The 23,262-nt window shown below is 62.2% G+C and carries 28 protein-coding genes; 17 read left to right on the top strand and 11 right to left on the bottom strand.

What is annotated here, in order from left to right:
• Positions 1 to 179: 179 nt before the first annotated feature.
• Both repC (HMPREF9695_RS24645) and HMPREF9695_RS24640 read left to right on the top strand, forming a co-directional pair.
• Complete coding sequence (gene repC / locus HMPREF9695_RS24645) at positions 180 to 1,412, top strand: plasmid replication protein RepC (RefSeq protein WP_006023648.1); 1,233 nt, start codon at positions 180 to 182, stop codon at positions 1,410 to 1,412.
• Positions 1,413 to 2,030: 618 nt separating this feature from the next.
• Positions 2,031 to 2,363: a single-stranded DNA-binding protein gene (locus HMPREF9695_RS24640; RefSeq protein ID WP_006023645.1), complete on the top strand. Its 333-nt coding sequence runs from the start codon at positions 2,031 to 2,033 to the stop codon at positions 2,361 to 2,363.
• Positions 2,364 to 2,445: 82 nt separating this feature from the next.
• Here the strand turns inward: HMPREF9695_RS24640 and HMPREF9695_RS24635 are convergent, their stop codons facing one another.
• Both HMPREF9695_RS24635 and HMPREF9695_RS26075 read right to left on the bottom strand, forming a co-directional pair.
• Positions 2,446 to 2,817 carry a transcriptional regulator gene (locus HMPREF9695_RS24635; protein WP_024921879.1) on the bottom strand — a complete coding sequence of 124 codons (372 nt, stop codon included), beginning with the start codon at positions 2,815 to 2,817 and terminating at the stop codon, positions 2,446 to 2,448.
• 83 nt (positions 2,818 to 2,900) lie between these two features.
• Entirely contained in the window at positions 2,901 to 3,230 is a 330-nt protein-coding gene (locus HMPREF9695_RS26075; RefSeq protein ID WP_006023643.1) for a helix-turn-helix domain-containing protein, read from the bottom strand.
• A gap of 303 nt (positions 3,231 to 3,533) precedes the next feature.
• Between HMPREF9695_RS26075 and repC (HMPREF9695_RS24630) the strand changes: the two genes are divergently transcribed.
• Positions 3,534 to 4,766, top strand: coding sequence for a plasmid replication protein RepC (repC, locus tag HMPREF9695_RS24630; RefSeq protein WP_006023642.1), 1,233 nt, complete (start codon positions 3,534 to 3,536; stop codon positions 4,764 to 4,766).
• A gap of 40 nt (positions 4,767 to 4,806) precedes the next feature.
• Here repC (HMPREF9695_RS24630) and HMPREF9695_RS24625 read toward each other — a convergent pair whose 3' ends face one another.
• Positions 4,807 to 5,232 carry a hypothetical protein gene (locus HMPREF9695_RS24625; RefSeq protein ID WP_006023641.1) on the bottom strand — a complete coding sequence of 142 codons (426 nt, stop codon included), beginning with the start codon at positions 5,230 to 5,232 and terminating at the stop codon, positions 4,807 to 4,809.
• Entirely contained in the window at positions 5,229 to 5,930 is a 702-nt protein-coding gene (locus HMPREF9695_RS24620) for a ParA family protein (RefSeq protein WP_006023640.1), read from the bottom strand. The genes HMPREF9695_RS24625 and HMPREF9695_RS24620 overlap by 4 nt, the downstream gene beginning before the upstream one ends.
• 535 nt (positions 5,931 to 6,465) lie before the next feature.
• On the opposite strand from HMPREF9695_RS24620, the gene HMPREF9695_RS24615 reads away from it, so the two are divergent.
• On the top strand, positions 6,466 to 6,888 hold the full coding sequence (locus HMPREF9695_RS24615) for a hypothetical protein (RefSeq protein ID WP_006023639.1): 423 nt from the start codon (positions 6,466 to 6,468) through the stop codon (positions 6,886 to 6,888).
• Positions 6,889 to 6,890: 2 nt separating this feature from the next.
• On the top strand, positions 6,891 to 9,230 hold the full coding sequence (locus HMPREF9695_RS24610) for a relaxase/mobilization nuclease domain-containing protein (RefSeq protein ID WP_006023638.1): 2,340 nt from the start codon (positions 6,891 to 6,893) through the stop codon (positions 9,228 to 9,230).
• Between the two features lie 242 nt (positions 9,231 to 9,472).
• Here the strand turns inward: HMPREF9695_RS24610 and HMPREF9695_RS24605 are convergent, their stop codons facing one another.
• The 3 genes from HMPREF9695_RS24605 to HMPREF9695_RS24595 all read right to left on the bottom strand — a co-directional run bounded on the left by HMPREF9695_RS24605 (position 9,473) and on the right by HMPREF9695_RS24595 (position 11,372).
• Entirely contained in the window at positions 9,473 to 9,829 is a 357-nt protein-coding gene (locus tag HMPREF9695_RS24605; protein WP_024927759.1) for a nuclear transport factor 2 family protein, read from the bottom strand.
• Between the two features lie 68 nt (positions 9,830 to 9,897).
• A complete protein-coding gene (locus HMPREF9695_RS24600) occupies positions 9,898 to 10,602 on the bottom strand; it encodes a class I SAM-dependent methyltransferase (RefSeq protein ID WP_006023636.1) in 705 nt (234 codons plus the stop codon).
• 5 nt (positions 10,603 to 10,607) lie between these two features.
• On the bottom strand, positions 10,608 to 11,372 hold the full coding sequence (locus tag HMPREF9695_RS24595) for a class I SAM-dependent methyltransferase (protein WP_006023635.1): 765 nt from the start codon (positions 11,370 to 11,372) through the stop codon (positions 10,608 to 10,610).
• 86 nt (positions 11,373 to 11,458) lie between these two features.
• On the opposite strand from HMPREF9695_RS24595, the gene HMPREF9695_RS24590 reads away from it, so the two are divergent.
• Together HMPREF9695_RS24590 and HMPREF9695_RS24585 are read left to right on the top strand one after the other, a co-directional pair.
• Positions 11,459 to 12,271, top strand: a complete 813-nt coding sequence (locus HMPREF9695_RS24590) for a helix-turn-helix transcriptional regulator (protein ID WP_006023634.1) — start codon at positions 11,459 to 11,461, stop codon at positions 12,269 to 12,271.
• Between the two features lie 244 nt (positions 12,272 to 12,515).
• Complete coding sequence (locus HMPREF9695_RS24585; protein WP_152544231.1) at positions 12,516 to 13,232, top strand: RNA polymerase sigma factor; 717 nt, start codon at positions 12,516 to 12,518, stop codon at positions 13,230 to 13,232.
• A gap of 189 nt (positions 13,233 to 13,421) precedes the next feature.
• Here HMPREF9695_RS24585 and HMPREF9695_RS24580 read toward each other — a convergent pair whose 3' ends face one another.
• Positions 13,422 to 13,805, bottom strand: coding sequence for a winged helix-turn-helix transcriptional regulator (locus HMPREF9695_RS24580; protein WP_006023631.1), 384 nt, complete (start codon positions 13,803 to 13,805; stop codon positions 13,422 to 13,424).
• A 108-nt stretch (positions 13,806 to 13,913) separates the two neighbouring features.
• On the opposite strand from HMPREF9695_RS24580, the gene HMPREF9695_RS24575 reads away from it, so the two are divergent.
• Positions 13,914 to 14,894, top strand: a complete 981-nt coding sequence (locus HMPREF9695_RS24575; protein ID WP_006023630.1) for an MBL fold metallo-hydrolase — start codon at positions 13,914 to 13,916, stop codon at positions 14,892 to 14,894.
• 148 nt (positions 14,895 to 15,042) lie between these two features.
• Here HMPREF9695_RS24575 and HMPREF9695_RS24570 read toward each other — a convergent pair whose 3' ends face one another.
• Positions 15,043 to 15,396, bottom strand: a complete 354-nt coding sequence (locus tag HMPREF9695_RS24570; protein WP_006023629.1) for a DUF5335 domain-containing protein — start codon at positions 15,394 to 15,396, stop codon at positions 15,043 to 15,045.
• Between the two features lie 430 nt (positions 15,397 to 15,826).
• Here HMPREF9695_RS24570 and HMPREF9695_RS24565 point away from each other — a divergent pair, with 430 nt between their 5' ends.
• The 4 genes from HMPREF9695_RS24565 (at position 15,827) to HMPREF9695_RS24550 (ending at position 18,358) form a co-directional block, all read left to right on the top strand.
• Positions 15,827 to 16,738: a DnaJ C-terminal domain-containing protein gene (locus HMPREF9695_RS24565; RefSeq protein WP_006023628.1), complete on the top strand. Its 912-nt coding sequence runs from the start codon at positions 15,827 to 15,829 to the stop codon at positions 16,736 to 16,738.
• Positions 16,739 to 17,086 (top strand): chaperone modulator CbpM, encoded by a 348-nt coding sequence (locus HMPREF9695_RS24560; RefSeq protein ID WP_006023627.1) that lies wholly within the window; start codon positions 16,739 to 16,741, stop codon positions 17,084 to 17,086. It abuts the gene before it with no gap.
• Between the two features lie 76 nt (positions 17,087 to 17,162).
• Positions 17,163 to 17,651 (top strand): phosphate-starvation-inducible PsiE family protein, encoded by a 489-nt coding sequence (locus HMPREF9695_RS24555; protein WP_006023626.1) that lies wholly within the window; start codon positions 17,163 to 17,165, stop codon positions 17,649 to 17,651.
• A 191-nt stretch (positions 17,652 to 17,842) separates the two neighbouring features.
• Positions 17,843 to 18,358 (top strand): nucleotide exchange factor GrpE, encoded by a 516-nt coding sequence (locus HMPREF9695_RS24550; RefSeq protein ID WP_006023625.1) that lies wholly within the window; start codon positions 17,843 to 17,845, stop codon positions 18,356 to 18,358.
• Between the two features lie 855 nt (positions 18,359 to 19,213).
• Here HMPREF9695_RS24550 and HMPREF9695_RS27215 read toward each other — a convergent pair.
• Complete coding sequence (locus HMPREF9695_RS27215) at positions 19,214 to 19,504, bottom strand: glutaredoxin family protein (RefSeq protein WP_006023622.1); 291 nt, start codon at positions 19,502 to 19,504, stop codon at positions 19,214 to 19,216.
• Positions 19,505 to 19,516: 12 nt separating this feature from the next.
• Positions 19,517 to 20,248 carry a peroxiredoxin gene (locus HMPREF9695_RS24535; protein ID WP_006023621.1) on the bottom strand — a complete coding sequence of 244 codons (732 nt, stop codon included), beginning with the start codon at positions 20,246 to 20,248 and terminating at the stop codon, positions 19,517 to 19,519.
• A gap of 97 nt (positions 20,249 to 20,345) precedes the next feature.
• Between HMPREF9695_RS24535 and trxC the strand changes: the two genes are divergently transcribed.
• The 5 genes from trxC to HMPREF9695_RS24510 form a co-directional block, all read left to right on the top strand.
• Positions 20,346 to 20,864 carry a thioredoxin TrxC gene (trxC, locus tag HMPREF9695_RS24530; RefSeq protein ID WP_343299494.1) on the top strand — a complete coding sequence of 173 codons (519 nt, stop codon included), beginning with the start codon at positions 20,346 to 20,348 and terminating at the stop codon, positions 20,862 to 20,864.
• Between the two features lie 174 nt (positions 20,865 to 21,038).
• Positions 21,039 to 21,518, top strand: a complete 480-nt coding sequence (locus tag HMPREF9695_RS24525) for an Hsp20 family protein (RefSeq protein WP_006023619.1) — start codon at positions 21,039 to 21,041, stop codon at positions 21,516 to 21,518.
• 96 nt (positions 21,519 to 21,614) lie between these two features.
• Positions 21,615 to 22,121, top strand: a complete 507-nt coding sequence (locus HMPREF9695_RS24520; protein WP_006023618.1) for an Hsp20/alpha crystallin family protein — start codon at positions 21,615 to 21,617, stop codon at positions 22,119 to 22,121.
• A gap of 72 nt (positions 22,122 to 22,193) precedes the next feature.
• Complete coding sequence (locus HMPREF9695_RS24515) at positions 22,194 to 22,931, top strand: NADH dehydrogenase ubiquinone Fe-S protein 4 (RefSeq protein WP_006023617.1); 738 nt, start codon at positions 22,194 to 22,196, stop codon at positions 22,929 to 22,931.
• A gap of 9 nt (positions 22,932 to 22,940) precedes the next feature.
• The coding region (locus HMPREF9695_RS24510) for a DNA-directed RNA polymerase subunit omega (RefSeq protein WP_006023616.1) at positions 22,941 to 23,262 on the top strand (322 nt) is incomplete at its 3' end.

Raw genomic sequence — 23,262 nt, 5'->3', positions numbered from 1 at the left:
TCTGGCTCAGGAGAAACCTAGGCAAAAGAAAAAGGCCCCCGAAACGTCACCGTCCCGGAAGCCTCTGTCTTAGTTTGGCGACTGATAGAGAATCACTTCCGCGAATCGCAGTCAAGTGTCTCATGCGAGACGGCGCCGTTTTGGCGAGCAGATTTCCTTTGCCCGAACGAGGCAAAGACATGGAACCCTATCAATCAACGACGCCCTTCGGGCGGCGATCGCTGACGCTTGCCCATGTGGCAACACAGATCGTCGCGTCATCCCGGCCGCCTGAGAAGGTCGTGCACAAGTGGAAGATCTTCCAAGCCATCTGCAGGGCACGGCCGAGCCTCGGCGTGACAGAGCGAGCGCTGTCGGTCTTGAACGCGCTCCTCACCTTCCATCCCGAGACGGCGCTGACGGGCGAGGACGACCTTGTCGTTTTCCCCTCGAACCAGCTCCTGTCACTGCGCGCGCACGGCATGCCGGCGTCGACGTTGCGACGCCATCTCGCGGTCCTGGTCGACGCGGGCCTCGTCATCCGGCGGGACAGCCCCAACGGCAAGCGCTACGCGCGCAAAGGCGCGTCCGGCGAGATCGAGCTGGCGTTCGGATTCGACCTCTCGCCGCTTGTTGTCCGCTCGGAGGAATTCGAAAGCCTGGCAGCCGCCGTGGAAGCCGAGGCGCGCGCCGTTAAGCTCGCGCGGGAACGCATCACGCTGTGCCGGCGCGATATCGCCAAGATGATCGCGACCGGTCTCGAGGAGCGCGTGCCGACGCGCAGGGGAGGGCAGGGGCCTGCAGACTGGGCCGAGGTGCACGCCGCCTTCCGCTCGATCGTCGAGGGGGTTCCGCGCGCGGCGACGCGCACGCAGCTCGAGGCGGCGGCGGAGGAGCTATCTCAACTGGCTGACGACGTACTCAACCTCCTGGAAAGACATATAAAAACACAGGATATGAGCGCCAATGAGTCCCGAAATGAGCGCCATATACAGAATTCAAATCCAAACCCCTTAATTGATCTTGAACCTGGCTTTCGAGGAAGCCGGGCGGCGAGGGCGGTGCCAGAACCCCAAACGCCGAGGATTGCGGAAACGGCCTATCCGCTTGGAATGGTATTAAACGCTTGCCCGGACATCTCCGACTACGCCAAAGGCGGAATTTCGAACTGGCGCGACCTGCTGGCGACCACGGCCGTTGTGCGCTCGATGCTTGGGATCAGTCCCAGCGCCTGGGAGGAGGCGCAAGCCGTCATGGGCGAAATGCAGGCCGCGGTGGTTGTCGCGTGCATTTTGCAGCGCGGCGCGGCAATCCGCTCCGCCGGCGGCTATCTGCGCGGTCTGACCGAACGGGCCAAGGTCGGAGAATTCTCGCTCGGCCCAATCCTGATGTCGCAGATAAACGCGCAACTGCGCACGAAGCGATCCGCATGATGGCGCGGGCGACGTTGGCAGAAGGCAGGCCTCGCCAGTGGTTCGATCGGCCGTCGGCATCCCGCGTCGGCGAGGCCGCTGCCGCTGGGCGGATCTCGGGTATTGCGCTCCCGGCGTTGGCGCGGCGGTCCTGCCGTCGGATCCATCGCAGGGCGGTTCGCCGCTGCCGCTCGATCCGGCCGTGGTTGATTTTCCTGGTCGACCCCGATCCGTGCGGCGCTTCCTTGCTAACCCTCGGTCCTTGATGGGCAGGCATCGACATCCCGGTCTTCCGTACCGCGAGATGGGCACGGCGTGTGGTCCAGGTAGCACGACGACGATTGCTCCTCTCTACAGGTCGGGCGGCGCTCCCGGTTGCATGGCTGGATTCCTATGGCCGTCGCCGGCACGGCGGTCCCTACGCCCGAGAATTTTCCCCTGCCGGATCACCCCGCGAGCGGGGCCCCGACCGGCATTCCTCGCGCACGCGCCAGCGGCGCCAAAATTCACGGCCTGACGGGACGCAGCGCTGCGCTCGCCCTTCGCCCGCGTCTCGCGGGCTTCGGCTCTGTGCCGTCTTCCCGGCCATGACGGATCGCCATCGCAACGGGGCGCAGCCCCACAAGATGGAGAGAGACTATGCGCAACATCGCCGAATTCACCCTCATCGGCCACGTCGGGACCATCAAGCACGTCGGCAAGACAGTCCGTGTTACCGTCTGCGTCAACTATCCCTTCAAGGATAAGGGCGGCGAGTGGAACGACGACCAGCACTGGAACGAGGTCACGATCTTCACCAAGTCGATCCAGGGCTACGTGAACGAGCACGTCAGCAAGGGCGACCTCGTCCACGCGCGGGGCCGCCTGCGGCAGAACAGCTACGAGCGCGACGGCAAGCGGATCTACACCGTCGACCTGATCGCCCTGGAATTTGGCCGCCTCGCCCAGGCCGCTGAGCGCTCAGCCGCATAACCGATCCAGTGGGGAGGCGAAAGCCTCCCCACCTTTTCCATCAATCTTGAGCAGTTGGTCGCCGCATCGAGCGCCGGCGCCGTCAGGAAGGAAGCTTTCGCGATCGCGTCTGACGTGCCAAGGCGCGATCGGCGCGATTTTTCTTGCTGATCGCCGACGTCAACTCGTCGTAATCGACACCGCTCTTCTTGAGCGCGCGCCGTGCGTCCGACACATCGAAGCCGAGCAACTCAAACACGCTCATGTTGAGGCTCGAAGCGATCCTTTCGATCGTACGCAAAGTTGGATTCCCGATGCCGCGGACGATCGTATAGTAGGTCCCGCGCGCCAGCCCGGTCTTCGGCAGGAATGCTTCCATGCCGCCATTTTCGATCTCGAGCTGCTGCAGACGGATGGCCAGCATCTCATTCAGCACCGAATGATCGACTGGCTGAGGCTTGCGAACAGGCGACATGGCGAAAGGGCTTTCGGACAAAACTCCGCATCCGATTCACCATACATTACGTCTGAAGTCTAGTATATTGGACGTTGTCAATCCTACCGTAAATTCTTTGAATATGCGCTTCCCTTCATCGAGCCGATTGAGTTGCCCTCGTGCCGACGGTCCGAGGTCCGCTTCCGCAACAAGGTCAGAGGGTCGACGCCCGCTCGTTCCGCGATGAGTTCAATGTAACTAAGGCTTGGATTCGCTGCTGTCGTCATCAGGTGGAAGTAGCTTGATCTCGGGATCCCTAGGCTTTTCGCGAACTCTCCACGGGTTAGCTGTGCTTCGAGACGCAGTGCTTCGAGCCCCGACTGAAACGCTCCTATGAGCAAACATCCCTTCGCTGCGTGATCTGCTTTGCGTCGGCATGACTTCTCAGCCATGAGCCTTCCCTCCGAACGATGATCCGAACGATACCCATGCCGCCGCAGCCTACATATTGGACGGCCGGCTAACATTCAATATAATGTACTGATCTGATTCAACCAGGAGAAGTGCGTTCAGACAAAGAAAAACCCGGCAGAGCCGGGTCTCTCAAGAGGGTCAGCGGGCTGGCGACGGCAATCGCCAGCGAGGCCTCCAAACGCAAAGGCATCCTAGCTCGCGCGATCCGACAGTTCAAGAGACTCAGCGTTTTCACGCCACGGTCTTTGTTTGCCACGCGCTCTCGCAACGAGAGGACGCGAATGCAGATGCTTGGCTTCAATCCTATCGCCCCTTTTGGATGCGGCGCGCTGTCCCCGGCCGCGCTTCGGATTCAACGCGACGTTCGGCAGTGCCAACCCGGCAAGGCCTGCCACAAATGGAAGACGTTTCGCCACGCATGCGAAGCGAAGGCCGCCCTTGCCCTTTCCGATCGCGCGCTGACCGTCCTGAATGCGTTGCTGAGCTTCCACCCGGACACGGTGCTCACACTCGGGTCCACGGATCTCGTCGTGTTTCCATCAAATCGCGAGCTCTCGCTACGCGCCCACGGCATCCCTGCGTCGACCTTACGTAGGCATATTGCCGCTCTTGTGAAATCGGGTCTTATCCAGCGTCGGGATAGCCCAAATGGCAAACGCTACGCTCGGCGCGCAGCAGGCGGCGACATCGAGCTGGCATTCGGGTTCGACCTCAGCCCGCTCGTGGCGGCTGTCGACGACCTTGCGGAACTCGCCGCTCGCGCTGTCGAGGAGCGACATGTTCTCGATGCGCTGCGCGAGCAGGTCACGCTCGCGCGCCGCGACATCGCAAAGATGCTCGCGCTGGGTGTTGAACGGGGCGTCGATGCCGACTGGCCAGCACTGCACCACGAATTCCTGGGGCTGATCGACGGCCGACCACGCACGCCGTGCCGCGCTGCCCTCGAGCCGCTCGCCGCGGCGCTGGTCGAGCTGTCGGGGCGGATCCTCGAAATTCTTGAGAGTCATATCGAACCCACAAGGCCAATACGCGAACCGTCCGCAAATGCGTCCATAGCAACGAACCCGACGCCGAAAGCCGGCGCCGAAAGCGCCAGCAATGCATTCCAGCCCGACATCGAGCGCGATGTCGCATCAGCAGTCCCTGTCCGGCTCGTCGCCGAGACGTGTCCTGATTTTGTGGACTACGCCCGCCACGGGCTGCGAACGATACGGGACGTGGTGGACGCCGCCGTCATCGTGCGCCCGCTTCTCGGCGTCAGCCCAAGCGCGTGGGAAGAGGCCTGTGCTGCAATGGGGCAGGGGCCGGCGAGCGTCACCTTGGCGCTGATCCTCCAGCGCGGCAACGGCATCAAAAATCCCGGCGGCTACCTCAGGACGCTCGCCCGGCGTGCGGCAGCCGGCCAATTCTCTATCTGGCCTATGCTGATGGCTCTCCGCGGCGCGCAACGTGGAAAGGATCCAGCAGAGATGAAGACACCTGCAGGACCTTCCTTCCCGGACGACAGCGCGTAGCAGCGATTCGTGCTTCGTGACGCCTCTTTCACAATGGCGACTACGAGTCGTCGGCGGGCGGCAATCGACCGAGCCGCTTGAAAAGATCATAGAGGGCGCGGTCGACGATGCGCAGCGGCTGCGTGCGTTGCTCGGCGGCAAGCTGGCGGAGCACCAGGTCGATTGGATCGGGAAGGCGAAGCGCGTAGGGCCGCGACGAGGCGCGTTCGCCATAAGCCTCGAACGGATTGCGCTCGCGATTTCGTGGTGGCCGCTCCCCTCGCTTGGATGAGATAGAATTGGCGGCTTGCGATGGCGATCTGCCTGGCGCCGGCGCCGGCGTAACGGGATCGTCGTAGGCAGGAGTGACGACCACGGGCTGAAGGACAGCTTTTTGAGAGGCCGGCGCGACTGCGCGCTGGGCGCGGAACGCATCGCGGGGAAGGGGAGGCCGGTCAGACTTCTCGCTGGGAGCTCCGTCGCTCATGCGACCGGCTCGCCGGTCGCCGCGCCCTGGCTCGCTGCGAGCAACTCGCGGACGACCTGATCGGCATTGTAGCGGGCCTTGCGCACCGACTCGTCCCTGTCGCTCATCTGGTAAAGCGTTCCGAAGCCGCTTGTCATCGTGCGGTAGGTCACACGCCGGTAGAGCGCCGTCGAGCAGACCGGCACGTGCTCGGAGTCGAGGTAGGCCACGACCTCGCGGAGGGGTCGCGTGTTGCGGTCGAGGCTGTCGTATTCATTGAACAGAACCCGATGCTGGCTCATCGGCAGCTGTGCCGCGGCGGCGTGCTGCTCGAGATTGCGAAGGGTCCGCACGACCTGCGACGCATCGAACGTATGTACCTTGCACGGCAACACGACGAGGTCGGCCCGGAGCGCCGACTGGATCAGTACCTCGCCGTAATAGCCGGGCGTGTCGATCACCACAACGTCGTAACCGGCCAGGCGTTCGACGGCTTGAACCAATGCGGATTCGTCGGGGGCGCGGACCAGATCGACGCCCTGCGGGCTCAACCCCCGCGCGACGGAGGAAGCATGCCACTGGTATGAAGAGCCCTGCGGATCGGCGTCGACGATCGCGGCGGAGTAGCCATGCTTCGCGAACTCACCAGCGAGAATGATCGCAACCGTGGTCTTGCCGCTCCCGCCTTTTGGGTTCGCCACTGCGAATATACTCGGCACCGTCAAGCCCTCCGTCGCTCGCTCTAACAGAAATCAACATACAGTATAATATACATGCGGCTATGCTGCAATTCGTCATTCCGGAAGTACCGGAAAGCCTTGATGCGGTGTTCAGGTGATGCGTTGATACGGCATTGTCGTTCTAGCGAGTTGCCGTAGTGCGTGATGTCGCCAATGCGGTGCTGGCGGAGCGCATTCGTGCGGTAGTGCATTGTTGTCGGAGCAATGCGTTGCAGTGTTGCGCTGTTACGGTAATTCTTCATTGCGGTCTTAACGTGGGCGCTGTGCGCCAAGCGGGCCTTCGGGTTCAAGGGACGGCTGTCCAGGCGCGAGCGCTCTTCATGCGCGAAGTCTTACATACGGTTTAATAGATATTGGTTGACAAGATACCGGTTTGTGGGCCAAACCGGGGGACGGCTGCTGAACGCAGCCGAAGGGCGCTGACGCGCCTTCGTGGTCATCGGGTCGATGCCCACGCCTTGGCTCCGGCCTAACGGCCGCCGAGCCTTGCAAACGGAAGGGAAGGGGAGAGCCGATGGCCCGCTCCGAGAAGGCACCGCGACGCAAGCCGAGGCTTCGGACCGAGCTGTCGGAGCTCGATGAGCAGCGGCTCCAGGAAGCCGTCGCGCTGTTCGGATTGCCCAAGGCCGAGGTCGTGCGCCGGTTGATCCGCGCATCGGTGCAGGCGGGTCCTGCCCTGTCGGCCGAGAATACCCGCGCCGTCGTCCAGCTTGCGAGCCAGGTCCGCATGGTCGGCCGAAACCTCTCGCAGGTCCTCAAGGCCATCCATCGCGGCCAGGCGGTCCGGATCGAAGACACCGAGCCGGTGTGGCGCGGCCTGCACGAGATCGTCTCGGCGATCAACGACGAGCTCACTGAAATCACGATCGCCTATGGGTCCAAGCTGCGACGCGAGGCCCGACTCTCGTTGCCGGCCGAGCTCTCTGGACGGGAGTAGCGATGAACCGGGACGCGCAGATCGCCTGGTGGGTTGAGCTGGTCGAGGCCGCGCGTCGCGCGGTCAGTGATGCCGGCGAGACGCGGCGCCGGCGATCGCTTGGTCTCGACGACGAGTTACGCGCCCGTCGCGGTCGCGTCGCGCCGCTCCCCAAGGCGCCGACCGCGCAGGAGATCATCCGCGGGACGACGATCACCGGCGGCCGGGATGAGGAGCGGACGCGGCTCCTGCCGACCTCGGCCGGCGGTGGCGGAGGCGGAGGAGGGACGTCGGCACCGTCGGGCTCGAAACCCGGTCAGGTCGCGGGAGGCGGCGGTCCTGGCGGGGGAGGCGCGCGCGCGGCGGGGCAGGGCGAGGCGGTCGGCCGGGCTCGTCAGCTGGCGGCCGGCTACCAGCCCGCCGTGATCAAGGTGGTGTCCTATGCCCGTGGAGTCGCCCGCGCGACGGCGACCGGCCAATATGTTCAGCGCGAGGATGTCGCGCTCGAAACGTATGACGGGCGGATCCTCGCCGATCGCCAAGCCGTCGCCGACGAGATCAAGGCCTGGTCGACCAACTTCGCCAAGCGGGCCGAGAGCCACGACGTCGGCGCCGTGCGCTTGTCCCTGCAGGGGGTGGCCGACACGACCGAGGGCAGGGAAACCTACGAGAAGGCGATCGCGGCGGGATTCGAAGGCCACCGGTATGCTTATCGCCTCGACGTCACGCAGAAGGGCGAGCTCGAAGCGCGCATCGTCACAGCAATGGCTGGAGCGGGCAAGGAGCGCTTCCGGGTTCGGGAAGAGCGCGTCGGAGAAGAGGGCAGGGGTTTCACCCGGAAGCGGCTCGATCTGGCGTCGGAAGCGCGCGCGAAGGAGCGGATAACGGTAGCCACCGGCTTGGCGCCGGACGCAATCGCCATCGCTCCGGGCGCCACGAGCCATGGCCGCGACGGCGTTACCTATCGGCTGAATAAGCTGATCGAGAAAGGGCCTGCGATCGACGATCGTGGCCGCGCGATCGCCAATGTCGCCGAGACCAAGACCGCGGCGCGAGAATGGGGAGCCACGCTCCGCTCGCAATCCTCGCGTGATACCATGCATCTGATCGTGTCGGCGAAGGCCGGGACGGACGTTGGCGCGCTGACGCGGGCTGCCCGCGCGTTCTTGCAAGATCGTTTTGCCGATCACAAGTTCATATTCGGCGTCCACACCGACAAGGAGGCCGACGGCCATGTCCACGTCCACGCCGTCGTCGCGGTCAAAAGCGAGTCCGGGCAGAAGCTGCATCCGAGCCGAGAGACCTTCAGCGAATGGCGCCAAGTCTATGCCCAGCATGCGCAGGCGGAAGGTCTCAAGATCGTCGCGACATCCGCACGCGAGCGCGCGTCGTCGCAAAGCTACGGCCCCAAGGACAAGGCGATCGTCGAAGCGGCGGATCGGCCGCGGCCGACACGAGAGGCAAGCGATCGCGCCTATGCCGCGGATCCAGCCAATCGGCGGCTCATCGACAATGCCCGGCAGCGGATCGCGGTCGCGCGGACAAATCCAATTCGCTTACCCCTGAGGGCGCAGGACCTGAAGTTCGTTAACGAGGGCGTTCAGGCCTGGCGGACGATTGTAACCGAGCAGCCGGCGAACGCGCAAGCAAAGGACATGCTCGAGCGCCTGCTCATGGCCCAGACTGTCGGGTCTATCGTGCAGACGATCGGGAAACGCGTGGAGCAGCTGACGAAGGAGAACCCGACCATGGCAGTGACATCGGAGCAGATGGCAAAGGATCTGCGCCTCATGAACGACGCGGTATCGCGAACGAGCGACCTGCTGCAGGGCGAGACGAAACAGCAATTTCGCGAGGCCTCATCGCGATATCTCGAGACGCTCGCAAACCGCGTCGACCTGCAACGAGCTTCAGAACACGGCATCCAGCAGATGACGCGCGCCGAAGTCGAGGCGATCGCCGGTGCCAATGCCGACAGGCTCATCGAGCGGGCGAGCGGAATTCAGCAGCGTGAAGAGCGTGAGGCCGCTGCGGCCGCGAGATTGGCAGATCGCGCGATTGCCGCTGAGCGTCGGGAGGAAGCCACGGCCGGCATCGACCCGACGTCCCAGCGCGAACTCCGCGCCGAGCGGGCGATCGTCGCCGGCGCGCAGAAGTCAGCAGCGCAGGAGACGCGGGAAGCGGCGGCGGCGCGCGAGGCAGCAGCATCGCTCGCGCAACATCCTGCCGACCGCCTGTCGCCGACGCTACTTCAGAGCGATGCGCTCGCGCAGCTGCGTGCCGAACAAGAGCAAATCATTCGTGAGATCGAAGCCAGCGAGGGGGCCCAGGCTCAGTCGACGAAACCACAGCGGATGACGTAGTTATCCAGAAACGTCGGACGGCACGAGACTACCATGTTCTCGCGCCTGGCGCCGCGGCAAGGTCTAAAATTGGCGACGAGATCTGCGAGACGTTCACCTCCGGCCAAAACACGCGATTGTTCCGACTGATCCCCGAGACGACCGCTAAGATGCGCCGGATCCTCGATCCCGGCTGGGTGCTCGAGCTCGAAGCCGGTCGAGAAGCCGGCTGGTGACGGTGCCGGACGAGAGGAGACGGGAGACTATGGAAGCTCCGCCCCGTAGAAAGCCTCCCCCTGGATCTGCTCGCCGTGCTCGTCGAAGATCATGAGTTCGCAGGCCCGGTGCCGCTGTCCGTTCAGATCGGCCTCGTAGATCACGTTGAGCTCTCGTCGGACGGGATCCCATGTCGCGCGGTCGAGTGTGAACGCAAGCGCGGTCAGCTTGTCGAGTGCCGAACGCCAATAGTCGGCGAGGGCGGTTTTCCCTTCAATGCGAGACGAGCCGACATATTTGGCTGCGACCGGACTGAGGAAGACGGCATCGTCGCGGAAATGACTCAGCACCACTTCGAGGTCGCGTCGGTTCCATGCTCTGATCCAGCCCTCGGCGAAAGCCATCATAGCGTCCCGCGTCATAACCACGTGTTGCTGTATAGGCGCCACAGCTTCTGGCTCGTCTCGTTCGCTCATGCGCTAAGCCTCGCGATCCATGCTCCCCAGAACAGGCTCGAGAAGAAAAGTCGCGGCGGCTCGAAGCCGGTCTCGCCGAGCAGGCTTTCGACCGCGGCGTCCGACTCGGGCGGATCGGCGCCCTGCAGGATCTTGCCGCGCTTCGCCTCGACCTCTTCCCGTGACGCGCCCGCCATCCGCCAGCGCTCGCCCCAGGCCTTCAGGAAGGGCGGGTTTTCGGCATAGGCGCCGCGATTGCAGGCGAGAATGAGCGTACCGCCGGGGTGAAGCCGCGCCGCGACCGCGCGCAGCATAGCAAGCTTCGCCTCGCGTCCGCGAAGATGATGGAGAACGCCCATAACGGTCACAGCATCGAAGCGGTTGGCTTCCGGCAGTTCGTCGACATAGCCGGAGTGCCAGGTCGTCAGATGGCTAAGACCGGCGGCCTCGACGGATGCAATGGCCCCGGCCAGCATCGGCGGGGAGGGATCGACCGCAAGGAAGCGCCAGCTCGGCCGAAGCTTGCCGGCGACGAGGATCTCCTGCGCCGTTCCGCCCGCGCCGACGACCAGGATCCGTCGGTCCAGGCTCTCGCCGAGATCCGCCGACAGGAGACAGGCGGCAAGCTCATGGCAGGCGTCGTAGCCGGCGAGCGCGATACGGCTTTGCTCGGCATATTCGCCGGCGCGCGTGCGGTCGAATTTGGCGGCGGATGTGGTCATGATCCTCAGGCTGCCGCAGCTTCGATCAGCGTGATGTCGAGCAGGAATGAGCCGTCCGGCTCGATTGCAAAATGCGCTCGCGTCTCGGTGGATGCCGCCGCTTGAAGCGCCCGGATTGCCTTGACGTTGTCGGCAGGTGTCCGCATCCGCGCCGTCCAGACCGGGAAGTCCATACGCAACTGCCAGCTTCGTGACGAAGTAACGGTGAAACCGACACGATGCAGCGCCGCCATCCATTCGCTCACGCTGTAGTCGCGCACATGCGAGGTGTCGCGCAGCAATTCGACGGCCTGCAGATGGGTATCGAAGAGCGCCGGCCCGGGCGAGCAGGCGTCGATGAAGATGGCCGGAGCGCCGGACTTCAGCACGCGGCGAGCCTGTCGCAGGCCGCCGTCGAAATCCTGCCAGTGATGTGCCGAGTAGCGGCAGGCCAGGAAGTCGAAGGCAGCATCGGGGAAGGGCAGGCGCTCGGCCGGCGCCTCGACGGTCTCGACGTTGGAAAGACCTTTTTCGCGTGCCGTGTCTGCCACCGCGGCCAGCATCTCGCGCGAGAGGTCAGCGGCGGTAACCCGCGCCGCGTGACGCGCCATCAGGTAGGAGACATGGCCGCCGCCCGTGCCGAGGTCGAGCGCATGCCGGGGCCCGTGCTGCGCAACGATGGCGTCGAGCGCCTGGAGATCGGCGCCCTGCGCGTGAACGACACTCTCGACATAAGCCTTGGCGCGTGGCCCGAACTGGGCCTCCACGACGCTATCGTGATATTTTGCCATGAGCGTATCCTGCGAAGTTCGGTCCCCAGCATGCGCACTATTGAAACTGTTACAATATAGAGTTTTATCCTATTATCATTTCCGCCATGCTCGGATCCGACCAACGCCGCCTTCTCGGCGATTTCGTGCGCGCCCATCGCGAGCGCGCCAGACCTGCCGTTGCGGCCGGCCGCCGCCGGACACCCGGCTTGCGGCGCGAGGAGCTCGCAGCGCTCGCAGGCATCAGCATCACCTGGTGCGCATGGATCGAACAAGGACGTCCGGTACAAGCCTCGCCCGAGACACTGGGGCGGCTGGCCGAGGCCTTGTCGCTGACACGGGCGGAGCGCGCCTATCTGTTCGAGCTCGCCGACCGGGTCGATCCCGACGATTCTGCCGGTCTCGCCGAGGCGGCACCGGCGTCGCTGGTCGCTGCGGTCAAGACCTTCGCGCATCCGGCCTATGGTCTCGATCGCCTGTGGAACGCCTGTTGCTGGAACGAGTCCGCCGCCAGTCTGTTCTGCGGCTGGCTCGATGGCGACCATCAGCGCAACCTGCTGCGGTTCGTCTTCATCGAGGACAAAGCCCGCTCGCTGATTCCGCAATGGCAGGATCGCGCGCGCCGGCTTCTGGCGGAATTCCGCGCCGATTTCGGCCACAATTTTCGCGATCCCCGCGTCAAGCAGTTCATCGAGGGGCTCAAGGCGGAGAGCCCGCTCTTTGCGCGGCTGTGGAACGATCAGGACGTTCAGCACCGGATCGGCGGAACGCGAACCTTCGATCATCCAAAGCTTGGGCGCCTCAGCTTCGATCAGCACAGCTTCAGCTCAACGGAACGTCACGACTTCAAGCTGGTGCTGCTGGTGCCGGACCCATCGGCAAGCGGGCGATCGCGATCGTTGGCGAGAAACCCTGGATGAGCGATCGCCCGGTTCATCAGTGGCGCCGATCCGCCGCCGCCTCGATCACGCGATCGCGGCGAGTTCGCTCGCGGGGTAGTCGATGTATCCCTTGATCACGCCCTGTTGGAGGCTGTCCGGATCAGGTGTCGCCAATTACAAACAAGAGGCACTTGAACGCTAGCCAGCGGAAACTACGTGTCTCTGGGCCCACAATTGGGACCAACATGGAGAAAACAGGACACCAGTGTAGGGTTAGATTGAGATGTCTTCCGCCAACGATATCACCCCTGCTTCAGGTTCAATTCGCGACACGTCGGAAGAATGTGCAGCGTCCGCTGTGTCCCTGTGGCAAGCAAGCCTGCACGGTGATCGGGACGCCTTTCAGCGACTACTTAATCCGCACCTTGAGGAACTGCTTGCTGCCGCGGGGCGCGATCTTCGGTATCATTGTGCAATCGGCGACATTAGGCAAGACGAGATCTCCGCCGAGGAGTTGGTGGGCGAAACCCTTCTTCGCGCGTGGCGCGATCGCCATCGTCGGCCCCATTCGCTGGATATTCGGCCCTGGCTGCTCGGTCTCCAATTCCGCGTTCTGACGCGCATCGTTCGGCAGGAGCTCCTACGGCGCGACTTGGCCTCCGTCTCGCTCGAAGCGCCGGCTCCCGCAGAGCCGATCTACGACGATGACGAGTCATTCTGGGAGTGGTATCAGCCGGACGAGACGCTACGATGGGAGGATATCGTAGCCGTCGACGCCACCGCCGGAGTGGAAGAACCAGAACTCTTCGATCGCGGCGTGCCAGGGCTTTCGCCGCTTGCGAGGCAAGTGCTGATCTTCCGCCATGTTCATCGCTTCACAGTCGGGGAGGTCGCATCCAGCCTCGGGTTACCCTCCCGCCGGGTTTCCGAGCTTTGGCTTGAGGGGCACGCTGTCCTGGTAGGCATAAAAAGGGACGACCGCGGCGCGAACTCGGATTGACTGGACTCTGCGCGCGTCAACCCCGAAATTGCGAGATCGTGTCACCGGTGCGGCGCGCGTGAAGGCCGAGGACCGGAGCATCTCCCGGCCTGACTGATACATGGTGGTGCTCGAGCCTTTCGCGTCAGGTGCTGGAAATGTCCGAGAGCGCGGAAGCGGCGGTTTCGACGAGCGGTCCCCGGGCGCCGATCACTCGGATGAAGCTGCGCAGTCCACGCGGTCTTCGATCTCGAAGGCATGCGTCTCGACCCACCGATCGAGTTCACGGATGACGCTGCTCAGCGAGAAACCTAAAGGCGTGAGCGAATATTCAACCCGAGGCGGCACCTCCGAGTAGCTGGTGCGCTCTACCAAGCCGTACTGCTGGAGACGGCGTAGCGCCTGAACGAGCATCTTTTCTGAAATACCGCCGATGCGCCGGCGCAGTTCTGCGGTGCGGTAGGTGCGTTCACTGAGCGCGTGCACGACGAGCAGCGTCCATTTTTCCGCTAGCAGAGCAAGCACCTTCCTTGCCGGACAATCGGCAAGAAACACATCGCAGCGGAGTTCACGGAAAGCAGAGATTTTTTCCATACTTACCTCCGGGTACGTACTTCTTCGGAAGGAGGTATGGGCACATCTCTTCGCGCGCAAGATGCCGCGCCACTTGGGTGCGGCGTCTGACGATAAAGGAGATGCGAGATGAAGTTACTTTCGATCTTGATGGCAGCTGTCTCGGCTTCCATGCTGCCCCTGCCCGCTGCTGCTCAGGAACGGCCTATCGCCATAACGGAGCAGTCCGTCCAGGCACCCGGGTTCTACCGAGTGATGCTCGGCGATTTCAAAGTTACGGTTCTCAGCGACGGAACGACCGCGGTGCCGTTCGGCGACCTACTGCATGGCGCAGATCGCGCCAAGCTGTCAGAGATGTTCCGGCGAGCCGGCGAGCCGATCGATCGCGAGACCTCGATCAACAGCTATCTGATCGATACCGGCGACCATCGCATCTTGATCGAAGCAGGCGCGGGGCGTCTCTTCGGCGACTGCTGCGGCCGCCTTCCCGCGACGCTGAGGGCGGCCGGCTACGGGCCGGAGATGATCGACGCCGTTCTGCTCACGCATGTCCATGGAGATCATTCAGGGGGCCTCACGCTGGATGGTCGCCGGGTCTTCCCAAATGCCGACATCTATCTGGCGAAGGGCGAACTCGACTACTGGCTGAGCGATGCTGCAAAGGCCCGCGCAAAGGCAAGCCAACAGAAAATGTTTGAGGAGGGCCGTGCCGCGCTGACCCCATATCAGGCAGCTGGCCGGCTCCGGACGTTCACCGCGCCGACCACTTTGTTTCCGGGCATCCGCGCCATTGCCGCGCCCGGTCATACGCCGGGCCATAGCTTCTATGAGGTCGAGAGCCGCGGCCACCGTATGCGGGTGATTGGCGACATCATCCACGCGGCCGAGATCCAACTGAGCCGACCCGATATCACTATCGACTTCGACGCGGACGAGAAATTGGCGGCGAAGACCAGAGTGGCCACCCTGGCTGAGCTCGCCAGCAAGCACGAACTAGTTGCAGGCCCGCACATCTCCTTCCCCGGACTAGGGCATATGGTCCAATCCGGGGCTGCCTATGCGTGGATGCCGATTCCCTATTCCACTGCCATTCGCCAAGTCGGGCAATGACATTCGACGCTTCTCCGCGTCGTCGCCACGCGGCCAGCGGCGGCGCGGCATTCTCATCGGACGGTGCCGTCGAGCACGGCGCGGTCTGTGACCGGAGGAGACCGGGGGCGCCGGAGTTCAAATGTCGGCCTCCCACTTCCACCTTAAATCACCGCGCCGGTGCCCGCGCCGGTGGCGGGAGCATAAGCGGTTCCGTGAGTTTGACGATTTGCTTTTGCCCCTCGTCGTCAACGACCTCCATGCTTGTAAGGCCGGTCGGCCCCTCGTCAACGGTCACACTGCGCGGCTTACGGATGAGGTGATCGAGGCCCTCGACGGCGACTTCGAGAATGTCGTCTTTGGGGTCGTAGGTAATACCAACGATTGGCACCCATTTTGTCGCGATCTGGTCACCGAGCGTCAATGCGGCAACCTCGATCTGCGCACGCTTTCCCTCCAATCCCTTTGACACGCGATCGCAGTACGATTGCCATTCGCTTTTCGAAAGTTGATGCACGGCCATTCAAGATCTCCTGTTTTCAGCGGCAACTCGTGCCAAGAACTCTAAAGTCACGACGCGAGCGCCGGTGTGCAACGAGCACGGCTCGATCCCCCGAATCCCAAAGCATGACCTGGAATTCTTCGGCGCAATGCAGGGGCTGCGATCCATAGCGACGATGATGTCGCTGGGACACGCAAGTCCGAGTGGAGCTCTCCCTCTGAATTCCCGGGCATTCTCCGAAAGCGGGGTGGGCTTTCAATATTGTGCCGCGTTTAATTCCGCGATGAACTGACGACCGTCATTGCCTCGGCCGTGTGAATCGGCGAGGCGGGATATTCGGGAGCAGCCATCGCCACATCACCTGGTCGGGGACCGGTCTCGCGTTAACCGCTAAGCCACTTATATCGTGAGGCGACATTCAGACCCGATTGACTCGTCATGGAGTGTTGGATTGAACGAAGATCCGTACAGAGTGCTGGGTGTCGGGAAGAACGCCAGCCAGGACGAGATCCAAAAGGCTTATCGCAAGCTCGCGAAGAAGCTTCATCCGGACCTCAATCCTGGCAACAAGCAGGCCGAGGAGCAGTTCAAGGCAGCATCTGCCGCCTACGACCTGCTGAGTGATTCCGAGAAGCGTGCGCGTTTCGATCGCGGCGAGATCGATGCCTCCGGCCAGGAACGTCCGCGGCAGCGCTACTATCGCGACTATGCGGGCGCGGCCGCCGGGGACCATCCTTATGCGACGGCGGAAGGTTTCTCCGATTTCAGCGATGATAGCGACCTTTTCTCCAGCATTTTCGGTCGGGGTGGACGCTTTAATTTGAAAATGCGTGGCGAGGATGCGCGCTATCGCCTTCCAGTAGAGTTCCTTGAAGCGGTCAACGGAACGGTTCGCCGTGTCACCCTAGCTGATGGCTCAACTGTCGATGTGAGCGTTCCGCCAGGCGCGCGGGAAGGTCAAATGCTAAGGCTCGCGGGCAAAGGGAACCCTGGCGTCGGCGGGGGGCCGCCCGGCGACGCCTTCATCGAGATCATCGTCAATCCCCATCCCTTCTTCACGCGACACGGAGACGACATCCATCTGGAGCTCCCGATTTCGCTAACCGAGGCCGTCCTAGGCGGAAAAATCTCGGTCCCGACCGCTACTGGAGCCGTGACAATGAGCATCCCGAAGGGCTCCAATACGGGCACCATCTTGCGCTTACGCGGGAAGGGCGTTTCGCGCCACGACGGCTCGCGCGGTGACGAATATGTCAAACTCAAAGTCGTACTGCCCGACAAGCCGGACGCAGAGCTCGAACAGTTCGTGCGGGGATGGGCCGTCGGCAAGGCCCAGGACCCGCGAAGCGGGATGGGAGGATGAATGCTGGATTTCAATGAGTTTCTAGTGCGGGTGCAACTTAGTGAGGACGTAATCGAGGCGTGGGTCGCAGAAGGATGGTTGCGCCCCCGACGGACGGGGACAGGACCGGCTTTCTCTGAGATCGATGTTTCGCGTGCTCAGCTGATACAGGACCTTCGGGACGATCTTGGTGTGAACGAAGAAGGCGTCGCGATCATACTTGACCTAATCGACCAGATGCATGGGTTGCGAAAGACGTTGCGCGAATTATGCGGAGCAATTGGGATACAGCAGGCTGATCTGCAGCACCGCATCCTTTCAGAGATGCGCAGCCAGCGGCCGATTCAGCTTAAGGGGCCAGAGCGGTAATGACGGAACGAGCCGCATCGCGAGGCTTCCGGTTGAACGCTTAATCTACATCAGACCTATGTCGCGGGGGTAAGCAATGAAACTGCTTGAAAGGTTTGATATAAATACCGCTGGATGGCGCTTAGCGAGCACCTACGAGAGATTCGAGCAAGTCGTCGTCTTGATCCTGACCGGGTTGATCATTGTCGTGATCGCTTCGGCAGTTTGGCATCTCGCGGCGAAAGTGCTGTTCACCCTCATATTATCGAGTTTTGATCCAACCGATCCCACCGTTTTCCAAACCGTCTTCGGAATGATTCTGACGGTTATCATTGCGCTAGAATTTAAACACTCGATCTTAATAATGGTCCGACGTCAGCAGAGCGTGGTGCAGGTCCGTACCGTAGTCCTGATCGCGATGCTGGCCGTCATTCGGAAGTTTATAATACTCGATATTTCCGCAACCACGGCGGCCCACGTGTTTTCTCTAGCTGCAGCGATCGTCGCGCTTGGTTCCGTGTATTGGCTTGTTCGCGATCAGGATCGGAAAGATGAAGTCGACAAGCAGGAAGCCAGTCCAACCTGATCGGGTCTCCGGTCCCCCGGTGCGGAAGGACATTGCTCCTTCTAAAGGGGCATCCCCCAGAAGCACGCAGGCGTGTGAGAATTGACGGTCGTCAGGGCGGCCCCCTTTCGTCACGGGCAAACTACCGGATGGGCGGCCGGCAGAGGAGGCGACCGCCGCGCAGGTCCAAGACGGGTGCATCGGGAGCTAGCATGTCATCGCCACACAGCAAGGAAGATGAGCTTGTCGCCACTGACGCTATAGACGCTGCAACGTTGCTAGCTGAGAACGCCGCACTTCGAGATCGATTGCTGCGAGCACTAGCAGAAGCTGAAAACGTTCGGCGACGGGCTGAGCGAGAGGCTGAGGAGACGCGCAAGTTTGCGGTTGCGGAGTTCGCGCGAGAGCTGCTGCCTGTCGTAGACAATCTCCAACGCGTAATCGATGCCAAGACGGCCGCACCAAGCGAGCCCGGCGATGCGTTGACGGAGGGCGTGGCCACCACCTTACGGCTCTTTCTCCAAACGCTTGAGCGCTTTGGAATTAAAAAGATTTCGGCTCTCGGGACGCGTTTCGATCCAACCATTCATGAAGCCCTTATGGAAACGGCCGATCGGTCGCATCCGCCAGGAACGGTAACGAACGTCCTGGAGGACGGTTTTACTATTGGCGGACGTCTTCTCCGACCGGCGCGGGTGTCGGTGGCCAAGGAGCAGGCCGATGGCTGACGTCGTGAGCGAAGAGAATTCTGCTGGACCACCGCGCGATCTGGCACCGCCGGAGTCGCTCATCCCAAGTCCGAAAAGACATTGCTTTGTGCCCCAAGGTTGGCCGAACCCCAGAGCGCCTCTGGGCTCAAGAGAGTCCTCCGAAGCAAAGCGCTCTGCAGAGCAAACCACGGAAATGCTGTGGTAACGCTCATATGCGAGATGAAAACGATGTCGAGAACTGTCAGTGTCAACTTGAAGCGTCCGTACCGTATCCTGTGCAACGAGAATAATTACCTGCGTGTTGGGTACAAGATCTTACACGAAGTCACGTCGGGGCGTTTCGACAGACGTCACGCCACCTGCTGGTGAAGTATCATGCTGTCTGTGCTCCAAGGAGCTGCCGTGTCGCTTGTCGTCCTGACGGGAGGATCAGTACCGAATTATAGCGCTGAGCGCTTCTGTCGTGGGATCGCGGAGCTTCTTCACGACCCTGACTACCGGCAGCCATGCATTGCACGCGAGCGTGAGGCATTCGATAGCCTGAAGGGATCATGGTCAAAGTTCGACGCGCGGGATCGCTCCCGTTGCGTCAGCCTTAGCTCGCTGGGTGCCACGCCCAGCTATCTGGAACTGCTCGCCTGTCTCGAGACCGCACAGGAGATCCGGGAACGGGAGGCGCGGGAGCACCTGTTGCAACGCGGTCGTCGTCCTTGACGCGCCGTGGCGCCCGCAACGTCTGCTTCGAGCCGATGGCGACGAATCGCTGGCTCCGCCTTAAGTTTCGATTCACGCGGCCTCTGCGATGCGCGAAACGCCCGGCCCGAGCAGCCGAGACTTTAATCTCGGCTGCCGGTCTCCTTCATGGAACGCCGTTCAACGGTAGCCGGCACGGCTCAAGGCCCAATCGAGTTCACGCAACGATGGTTGGACGAGGACCTGGCCCCCGATCGTGACCGTCGGGCTTCCGATCCGGCCACCCGCGATCCATTCGAGCTGGGTTCTTGCTTCTGGATGGGCCTCCCAGTCGATGAATCGATAGGGTACCCCGGCGCGATCGAGATGCCGGCGCACCATCATTGTAATGCCGCACCATCTGCTGCCGTAAACCGCTACATCTGCGGTCTGTGGCCGCCTAACAACGGGAGAGTACGTCGACGCATACATGGTGAATCCTCCTCAAGCTGCCTTGGGAGTTGCCAGCCGATCCAGCGCGTCGAACAGCTCGTAGATGTCCGGCACGTGCTGGAGTTTGGGTGACACTTGGGAGTGGCGAATGACCCCATTCTCATCGATGACGTATAGGGCTCGTTCAGAGAATCCGTCAGCCTCGCGCCAGACCTTATAACGCCGGGCAACATCCCCTTTCGGATTGAAGTCGGCCAGCAGCGGGAAGGTCAAGCCGCGCACAGCTGACCAGGCCCCGTGGCTGTACAGGCTGTCGACGGAAATCCCGACCACATCGGCGCCACGTTTGCCGAACTCATCGAGCTCGTGCTGATAGAGATCAAGCTGGCGACTGCAGCCTGGGCTCCAGTCGAGCGGATAGAAGGCGAGAACGACACGACGCCCTCTATAATCAGACAAGCGCACGGTCCGACCATTTGCATCAGGGAGCGCGAAGTCGGGCGCTTGTTCTCCCACGGCAAGCGGCGTGCTGAGCGCGTCACCTTCCATCGCGGGTGCGTGCTCATGGAGGTCGACAATGTCCTCGATGGTGGGTCCCGACCGGGATTGGTTCCCGCTGCCTAACGTCTGGACTCGCCAGAGCTCCTGAACCATCCCGTGGAGCAGCGAAAGCGCCTTCCTTTCGGCGCCGTCCGGTAACTTCGGTGCGAGTGCGGCGAAATCGGCTTCGAGCTGCTCAATACGGCTCGGCCGGACATTCAACTGACCAGTGTGGCTGTCCATAGCTAAACCTCTTCAATTAGATCCTTTCCGTTGGTTGACGAAGTGCCGTGGTTGTCCGCCGGCACCACGACATCGATATAAGTGCGGTCCACGGCACATGCCAATGAAGCAGCCCGAGGAAACAACGCAATTTCTGACCAGATGTGACGGCAAGACGTCTTGTACAAGGAGACCGAAGATGACGGAGAAACGCCGGGTCGTATGCCCGAACTGCGACAGTATCAACGCCGTACCGACCGATCGGCCGGCCGAGGCCGCAAAGTGCGGGCGTTGCCACGCCAAGTTATTCCAGGGCCTTCCAATCGATCTAAGTTCCGAGCGATTGGAGAGGCACGTCGCGAATTCAGACATTCCGATTGTGGTAGATTTTTGGGCTCCCTGGTGCGGCCCATGCCGTGCGATGGGGCCAATCTATGCACAGACTACGAAATCGATAGAGCCCAGGGTTCGGTTCGCCAAGGTGAATGTTGACGAAAACCCCCAGGCTGCGGCGCGATATAGCATCCAGGGGATTCCGGCTTTGGTGGCCTTTCGGGAAGGCAAAGTCGTGGCGCGTCAGGCGGGCCTGACAGATGCCCAGGCGCTCCGCGGATGGGTGGAGCGGCTGGCGGCCTGATCGGGTAATAATAGGTGTCAGAAAAGTGACCGTGCCTCTTGAACCGGTAACGGGTTGAACTAAATCACCGAACGCCGGCTGCCACCGTCGGGGCCGGCAGGATCGAGTGGCTGAATCGCCTCATCGATCTGGAATCGATCTTGTATCCATGTTGCTCAAAGGGAGAATGTGGCTATGAGCACTACGTTTGATCTATCTCCGCTGTATCGGTCGAGCGTCGGCTTCGACCGGATGCTTAACAGTCTCGAAAATGCCGGTCGCTTCGCGACAATCGATGCTTGGCCGCCCTACGACATCGTCAAGACAGGTGACGACGATTATCGCATCGAGATGGCGGTGGCTGGATTCACCGAAGACGAGCTGACCGTCACGCAGGAGCAGAACATGCTCATCGTTGCAGGGCAGAAGTCCGGCGAGGACCAGAGCGGACGATATCTGCACCGAGGCATTGCGGCTAGGTCTTTCCAGCGCCGCTTCGAGCTTGCTGACCACGTGAAGGTCGCAGGCGCGAGCCTAGTCAATGGTCTGCTGACGATCAGCCTGCAGCGCGAAATCCCCGAGGAAATGAAGCCGCGCCGCATCGCGATCGCGACCACTGACGGGATGGCGAAGGGTAACCGCGATCAGCCCGAACCTCACAAACTAGCCGCCTAAAGCTTCTGCCAGAGGTGGTTTCTTCACGGCGCTGGACGGTACGTCCGGCGCCAACGGCAGAACTTTGCAAACCAGCTAAGAGAAAGGAGAACAATCATGAGTGTCCGTGACCTTATTCCGTGGGGTCGCAATAACAATCAGACCCCTTCTGTTTATCGTGACGAGGATCGAAATCCGTTCCTTTCGTTGCATCGCGAGGTGAACCGCCTGTTCGACGACGTGTTTCGGGGCTTCGACAGCCGGCTGCCCGCGTTTGGTTCGCTCTCGTCGTTCGCCGGCAGTTGGCCAAGCGTCGAAATCTCCGAAACTGACAAGGAGATCAAGGTGACGGCCGAAATCCCCGGCCTCGAGGAGAACGACGTCGAGGTTCTGATCGATGACGGCGTGCTGACACTGAAAGGCGAGAAGCGTTCCGAGACCGAGGACAAGGAGAAACAGTTCTCCGAACGCTTTTATGGACGTTTCGAGCGCCGCATCCCCCTCGGGGTTGAGGTCGAGGAGGACAAGATCGACGCGCGCTTCAAGAGCGGTGTGCTGAGCATCGTGCTCCCCAAGAGCGCCAAGGCCCAGTCGCAGGTGAAGCGTATCGCGATCAAGAGCTAACGTATATCGCGTCGGTGGCGGGCCAGCGGGCCGCCACCGACGAGATCCTTCGCCAAATTGGGAGGGATAGCAATGACGGAGAATATCAGACACACCTTGAATACTGGATCGGTTGGACCGACGCGGTCACGGTTCACTAACGACAACCGCGCGTCGCCACTATCGATGGGGCGCTCGTTGTTCCCCGAAGACGCGGTCGCGCACATTTACAAGCCGTCCCGCTCGGTGGTGACGTCGGGTACGGCTCGCACGAAGGGCTGGAAGCTGCGCTTCGAGCCGCGGAGCGCGCCTTTCATCGAGCCCCTCATGGGCTGGACGGGCAGTGAGGATACACTGACTCAGGTCGAGCTCAGCTTTCCGACTCTGAAATCAGCGGTTCATTACGCGGAGCGGCAAGGCTTGTCCTATGTCATCGAGAGAGGGCGGCAGGCCCCCCGGCACACGAGCACGCCAGGGGCGCACATGAACCATCCCTTCTCCGACGCGACGCTGGCGAAGCTTGGGCTGTCGCACCTGCAGCGAAAGTACGGACAGGCTATGGAGGACGCCGCGAATCGGAACGATCCTGCGGGTCCGGAAACATGGGCGTCGCCAATGGATGTCTTGGCGGACGCGGCGCTGTCGCTAGAGGCCAAACGATCGATTCTAATGAACTGGGCTTACACCGAGTACTTGATCGATCTGGCGACGAACGAGGGCATGCCCGAGAACAATCGCCCGACGCGACTAGATGAGGTCGAACAGGCGTTGCTTGCGCTCGAATGTCGCGTCGCTGCGGACGATGCCCGCTCGAAACGAAAGGTCGCGTGAGGTGCGGCCATGGACCCATTCGTCATCTTCGATTGCGAGAAGGTCCTGCGGAATCGCTTCGCGCTGACGGTCGTCGCCGCAGCGCGGAGCAGGGCGCTCAAGACGGGGAGCGCCCCTCTGCTCAAGCGGCCCACCACGGACGTCGTCGACCTCGCCCTGCAAGAGATCGCCGCCGGCGTCTTCACGAGGGACGAGCTTGACCTGTGCCAGCTTGACCGCAAGCCCGCGCGGTCGCTGCCGTCGCCGGCCCGCCACCAGCTCCCTGACCGCGCGGTGGGTGCCACTGCAGCGGTTTCTGGTAGCCAGACTTTCATTGATGATCGTCATCGCG

The sequence above is a fragment of the Afipia broomeae ATCC 49717 genome (assembly GCF_000314675.2).
GTDB lineage: Bacteria > Pseudomonadota > Alphaproteobacteria > Rhizobiales > Xanthobacteraceae > Afipia > Afipia broomeae.
Note: the sequence above shows the minus strand (reverse complement) of the source record. Positions and strands in the feature narration are given on the sequence as shown.

Coding starts and splice junctions, on each gene's coding strand:
- repC (WP_006023648.1), top strand. CDS start 180: ATGGAACCCTATCAATCAACGACGCCCTTCGGGCGGCGATCGCTGACG.
- HMPREF9695_RS24640 (WP_006023645.1), top strand. CDS start 2,031: ATGCGCAACATCGCCGAATTCACCCTCATCGGCCACGTCGGGACCATC.
- HMPREF9695_RS24635 (WP_024921879.1), bottom strand. CDS start 2,817: ATGTCGCCTGTTCGCAAGCCTCAGCCAGTCGATCATTCGGTGCTGAAT.
- HMPREF9695_RS26075 (WP_006023643.1), bottom strand. CDS start 3,230: ATGGCTGAGAAGTCATGCCGACGCAAAGCAGATCACGCAGCGAAGGGA.
- repC (WP_006023642.1), top strand. CDS start 3,534: ATGCAGATGCTTGGCTTCAATCCTATCGCCCCTTTTGGATGCGGCGCG.
- HMPREF9695_RS24625 (WP_006023641.1), bottom strand. CDS start 5,232: ATGAGCGACGGAGCTCCCAGCGAGAAGTCTGACCGGCCTCCCCTTCCC.
- HMPREF9695_RS24615 (WP_006023639.1), top strand. CDS start 6,466: ATGGCCCGCTCCGAGAAGGCACCGCGACGCAAGCCGAGGCTTCGGACC.
- HMPREF9695_RS24610 (WP_006023638.1), top strand. CDS start 6,891: ATGAACCGGGACGCGCAGATCGCCTGGTGGGTTGAGCTGGTCGAGGCC.
- HMPREF9695_RS24605 (WP_024927759.1), bottom strand. CDS start 9,829: ATGGCTTTCGCCGAGGGCTGGATCAGAGCATGGAACCGACGCGACCTC.
- HMPREF9695_RS24600 (WP_006023636.1), bottom strand. CDS start 10,602: ATGACCACATCCGCCGCCAAATTCGACCGCACGCGCGCCGGCGAATAT.
- HMPREF9695_RS24595 (WP_006023635.1), bottom strand. CDS start 11,372: ATGGCAAAATATCACGATAGCGTCGTGGAGGCCCAGTTCGGGCCACGC.
- HMPREF9695_RS24590 (WP_006023634.1), top strand. CDS start 11,459: ATGCTCGGATCCGACCAACGCCGCCTTCTCGGCGATTTCGTGCGCGCC.
- HMPREF9695_RS24585 (WP_152544231.1), top strand. CDS start 12,516: ATGTCTTCCGCCAACGATATCACCCCTGCTTCAGGTTCAATTCGCGAC.
- HMPREF9695_RS24580 (WP_006023631.1), bottom strand. CDS start 13,805: ATGGAAAAAATCTCTGCTTTCCGTGAACTCCGCTGCGATGTGTTTCTT.
- HMPREF9695_RS24575 (WP_006023630.1), top strand. CDS start 13,914: ATGAAGTTACTTTCGATCTTGATGGCAGCTGTCTCGGCTTCCATGCTG.
- HMPREF9695_RS24570 (WP_006023629.1), bottom strand. CDS start 15,396: ATGGCCGTGCATCAACTTTCGAAAAGCGAATGGCAATCGTACTGCGAT.
- HMPREF9695_RS24560 (WP_006023627.1), top strand. CDS start 16,739: ATGCTGGATTTCAATGAGTTTCTAGTGCGGGTGCAACTTAGTGAGGAC.
- HMPREF9695_RS24555 (WP_006023626.1), top strand. CDS start 17,163: ATGAAACTGCTTGAAAGGTTTGATATAAATACCGCTGGATGGCGCTTA.
- HMPREF9695_RS24550 (WP_006023625.1), top strand. CDS start 17,843: ATGTCATCGCCACACAGCAAGGAAGATGAGCTTGTCGCCACTGACGCT.
- HMPREF9695_RS27215 (WP_006023622.1), bottom strand. CDS start 19,504: ATGTATGCGTCGACGTACTCTCCCGTTGTTAGGCGGCCACAGACCGCA.
- HMPREF9695_RS24535 (WP_006023621.1), bottom strand. CDS start 20,248: ATGGACAGCCACACTGGTCAGTTGAATGTCCGGCCGAGCCGTATTGAG.
- trxC (WP_343299494.1), top strand. CDS start 20,346: ATGCCAATGAAGCAGCCCGAGGAAACAACGCAATTTCTGACCAGATGT.
- HMPREF9695_RS24525 (WP_006023619.1), top strand. CDS start 21,039: ATGAGCACTACGTTTGATCTATCTCCGCTGTATCGGTCGAGCGTCGGC.
- HMPREF9695_RS24520 (WP_006023618.1), top strand. CDS start 21,615: ATGAGTGTCCGTGACCTTATTCCGTGGGGTCGCAATAACAATCAGACC.
- HMPREF9695_RS24515 (WP_006023617.1), top strand. CDS start 22,194: ATGACGGAGAATATCAGACACACCTTGAATACTGGATCGGTTGGACCG.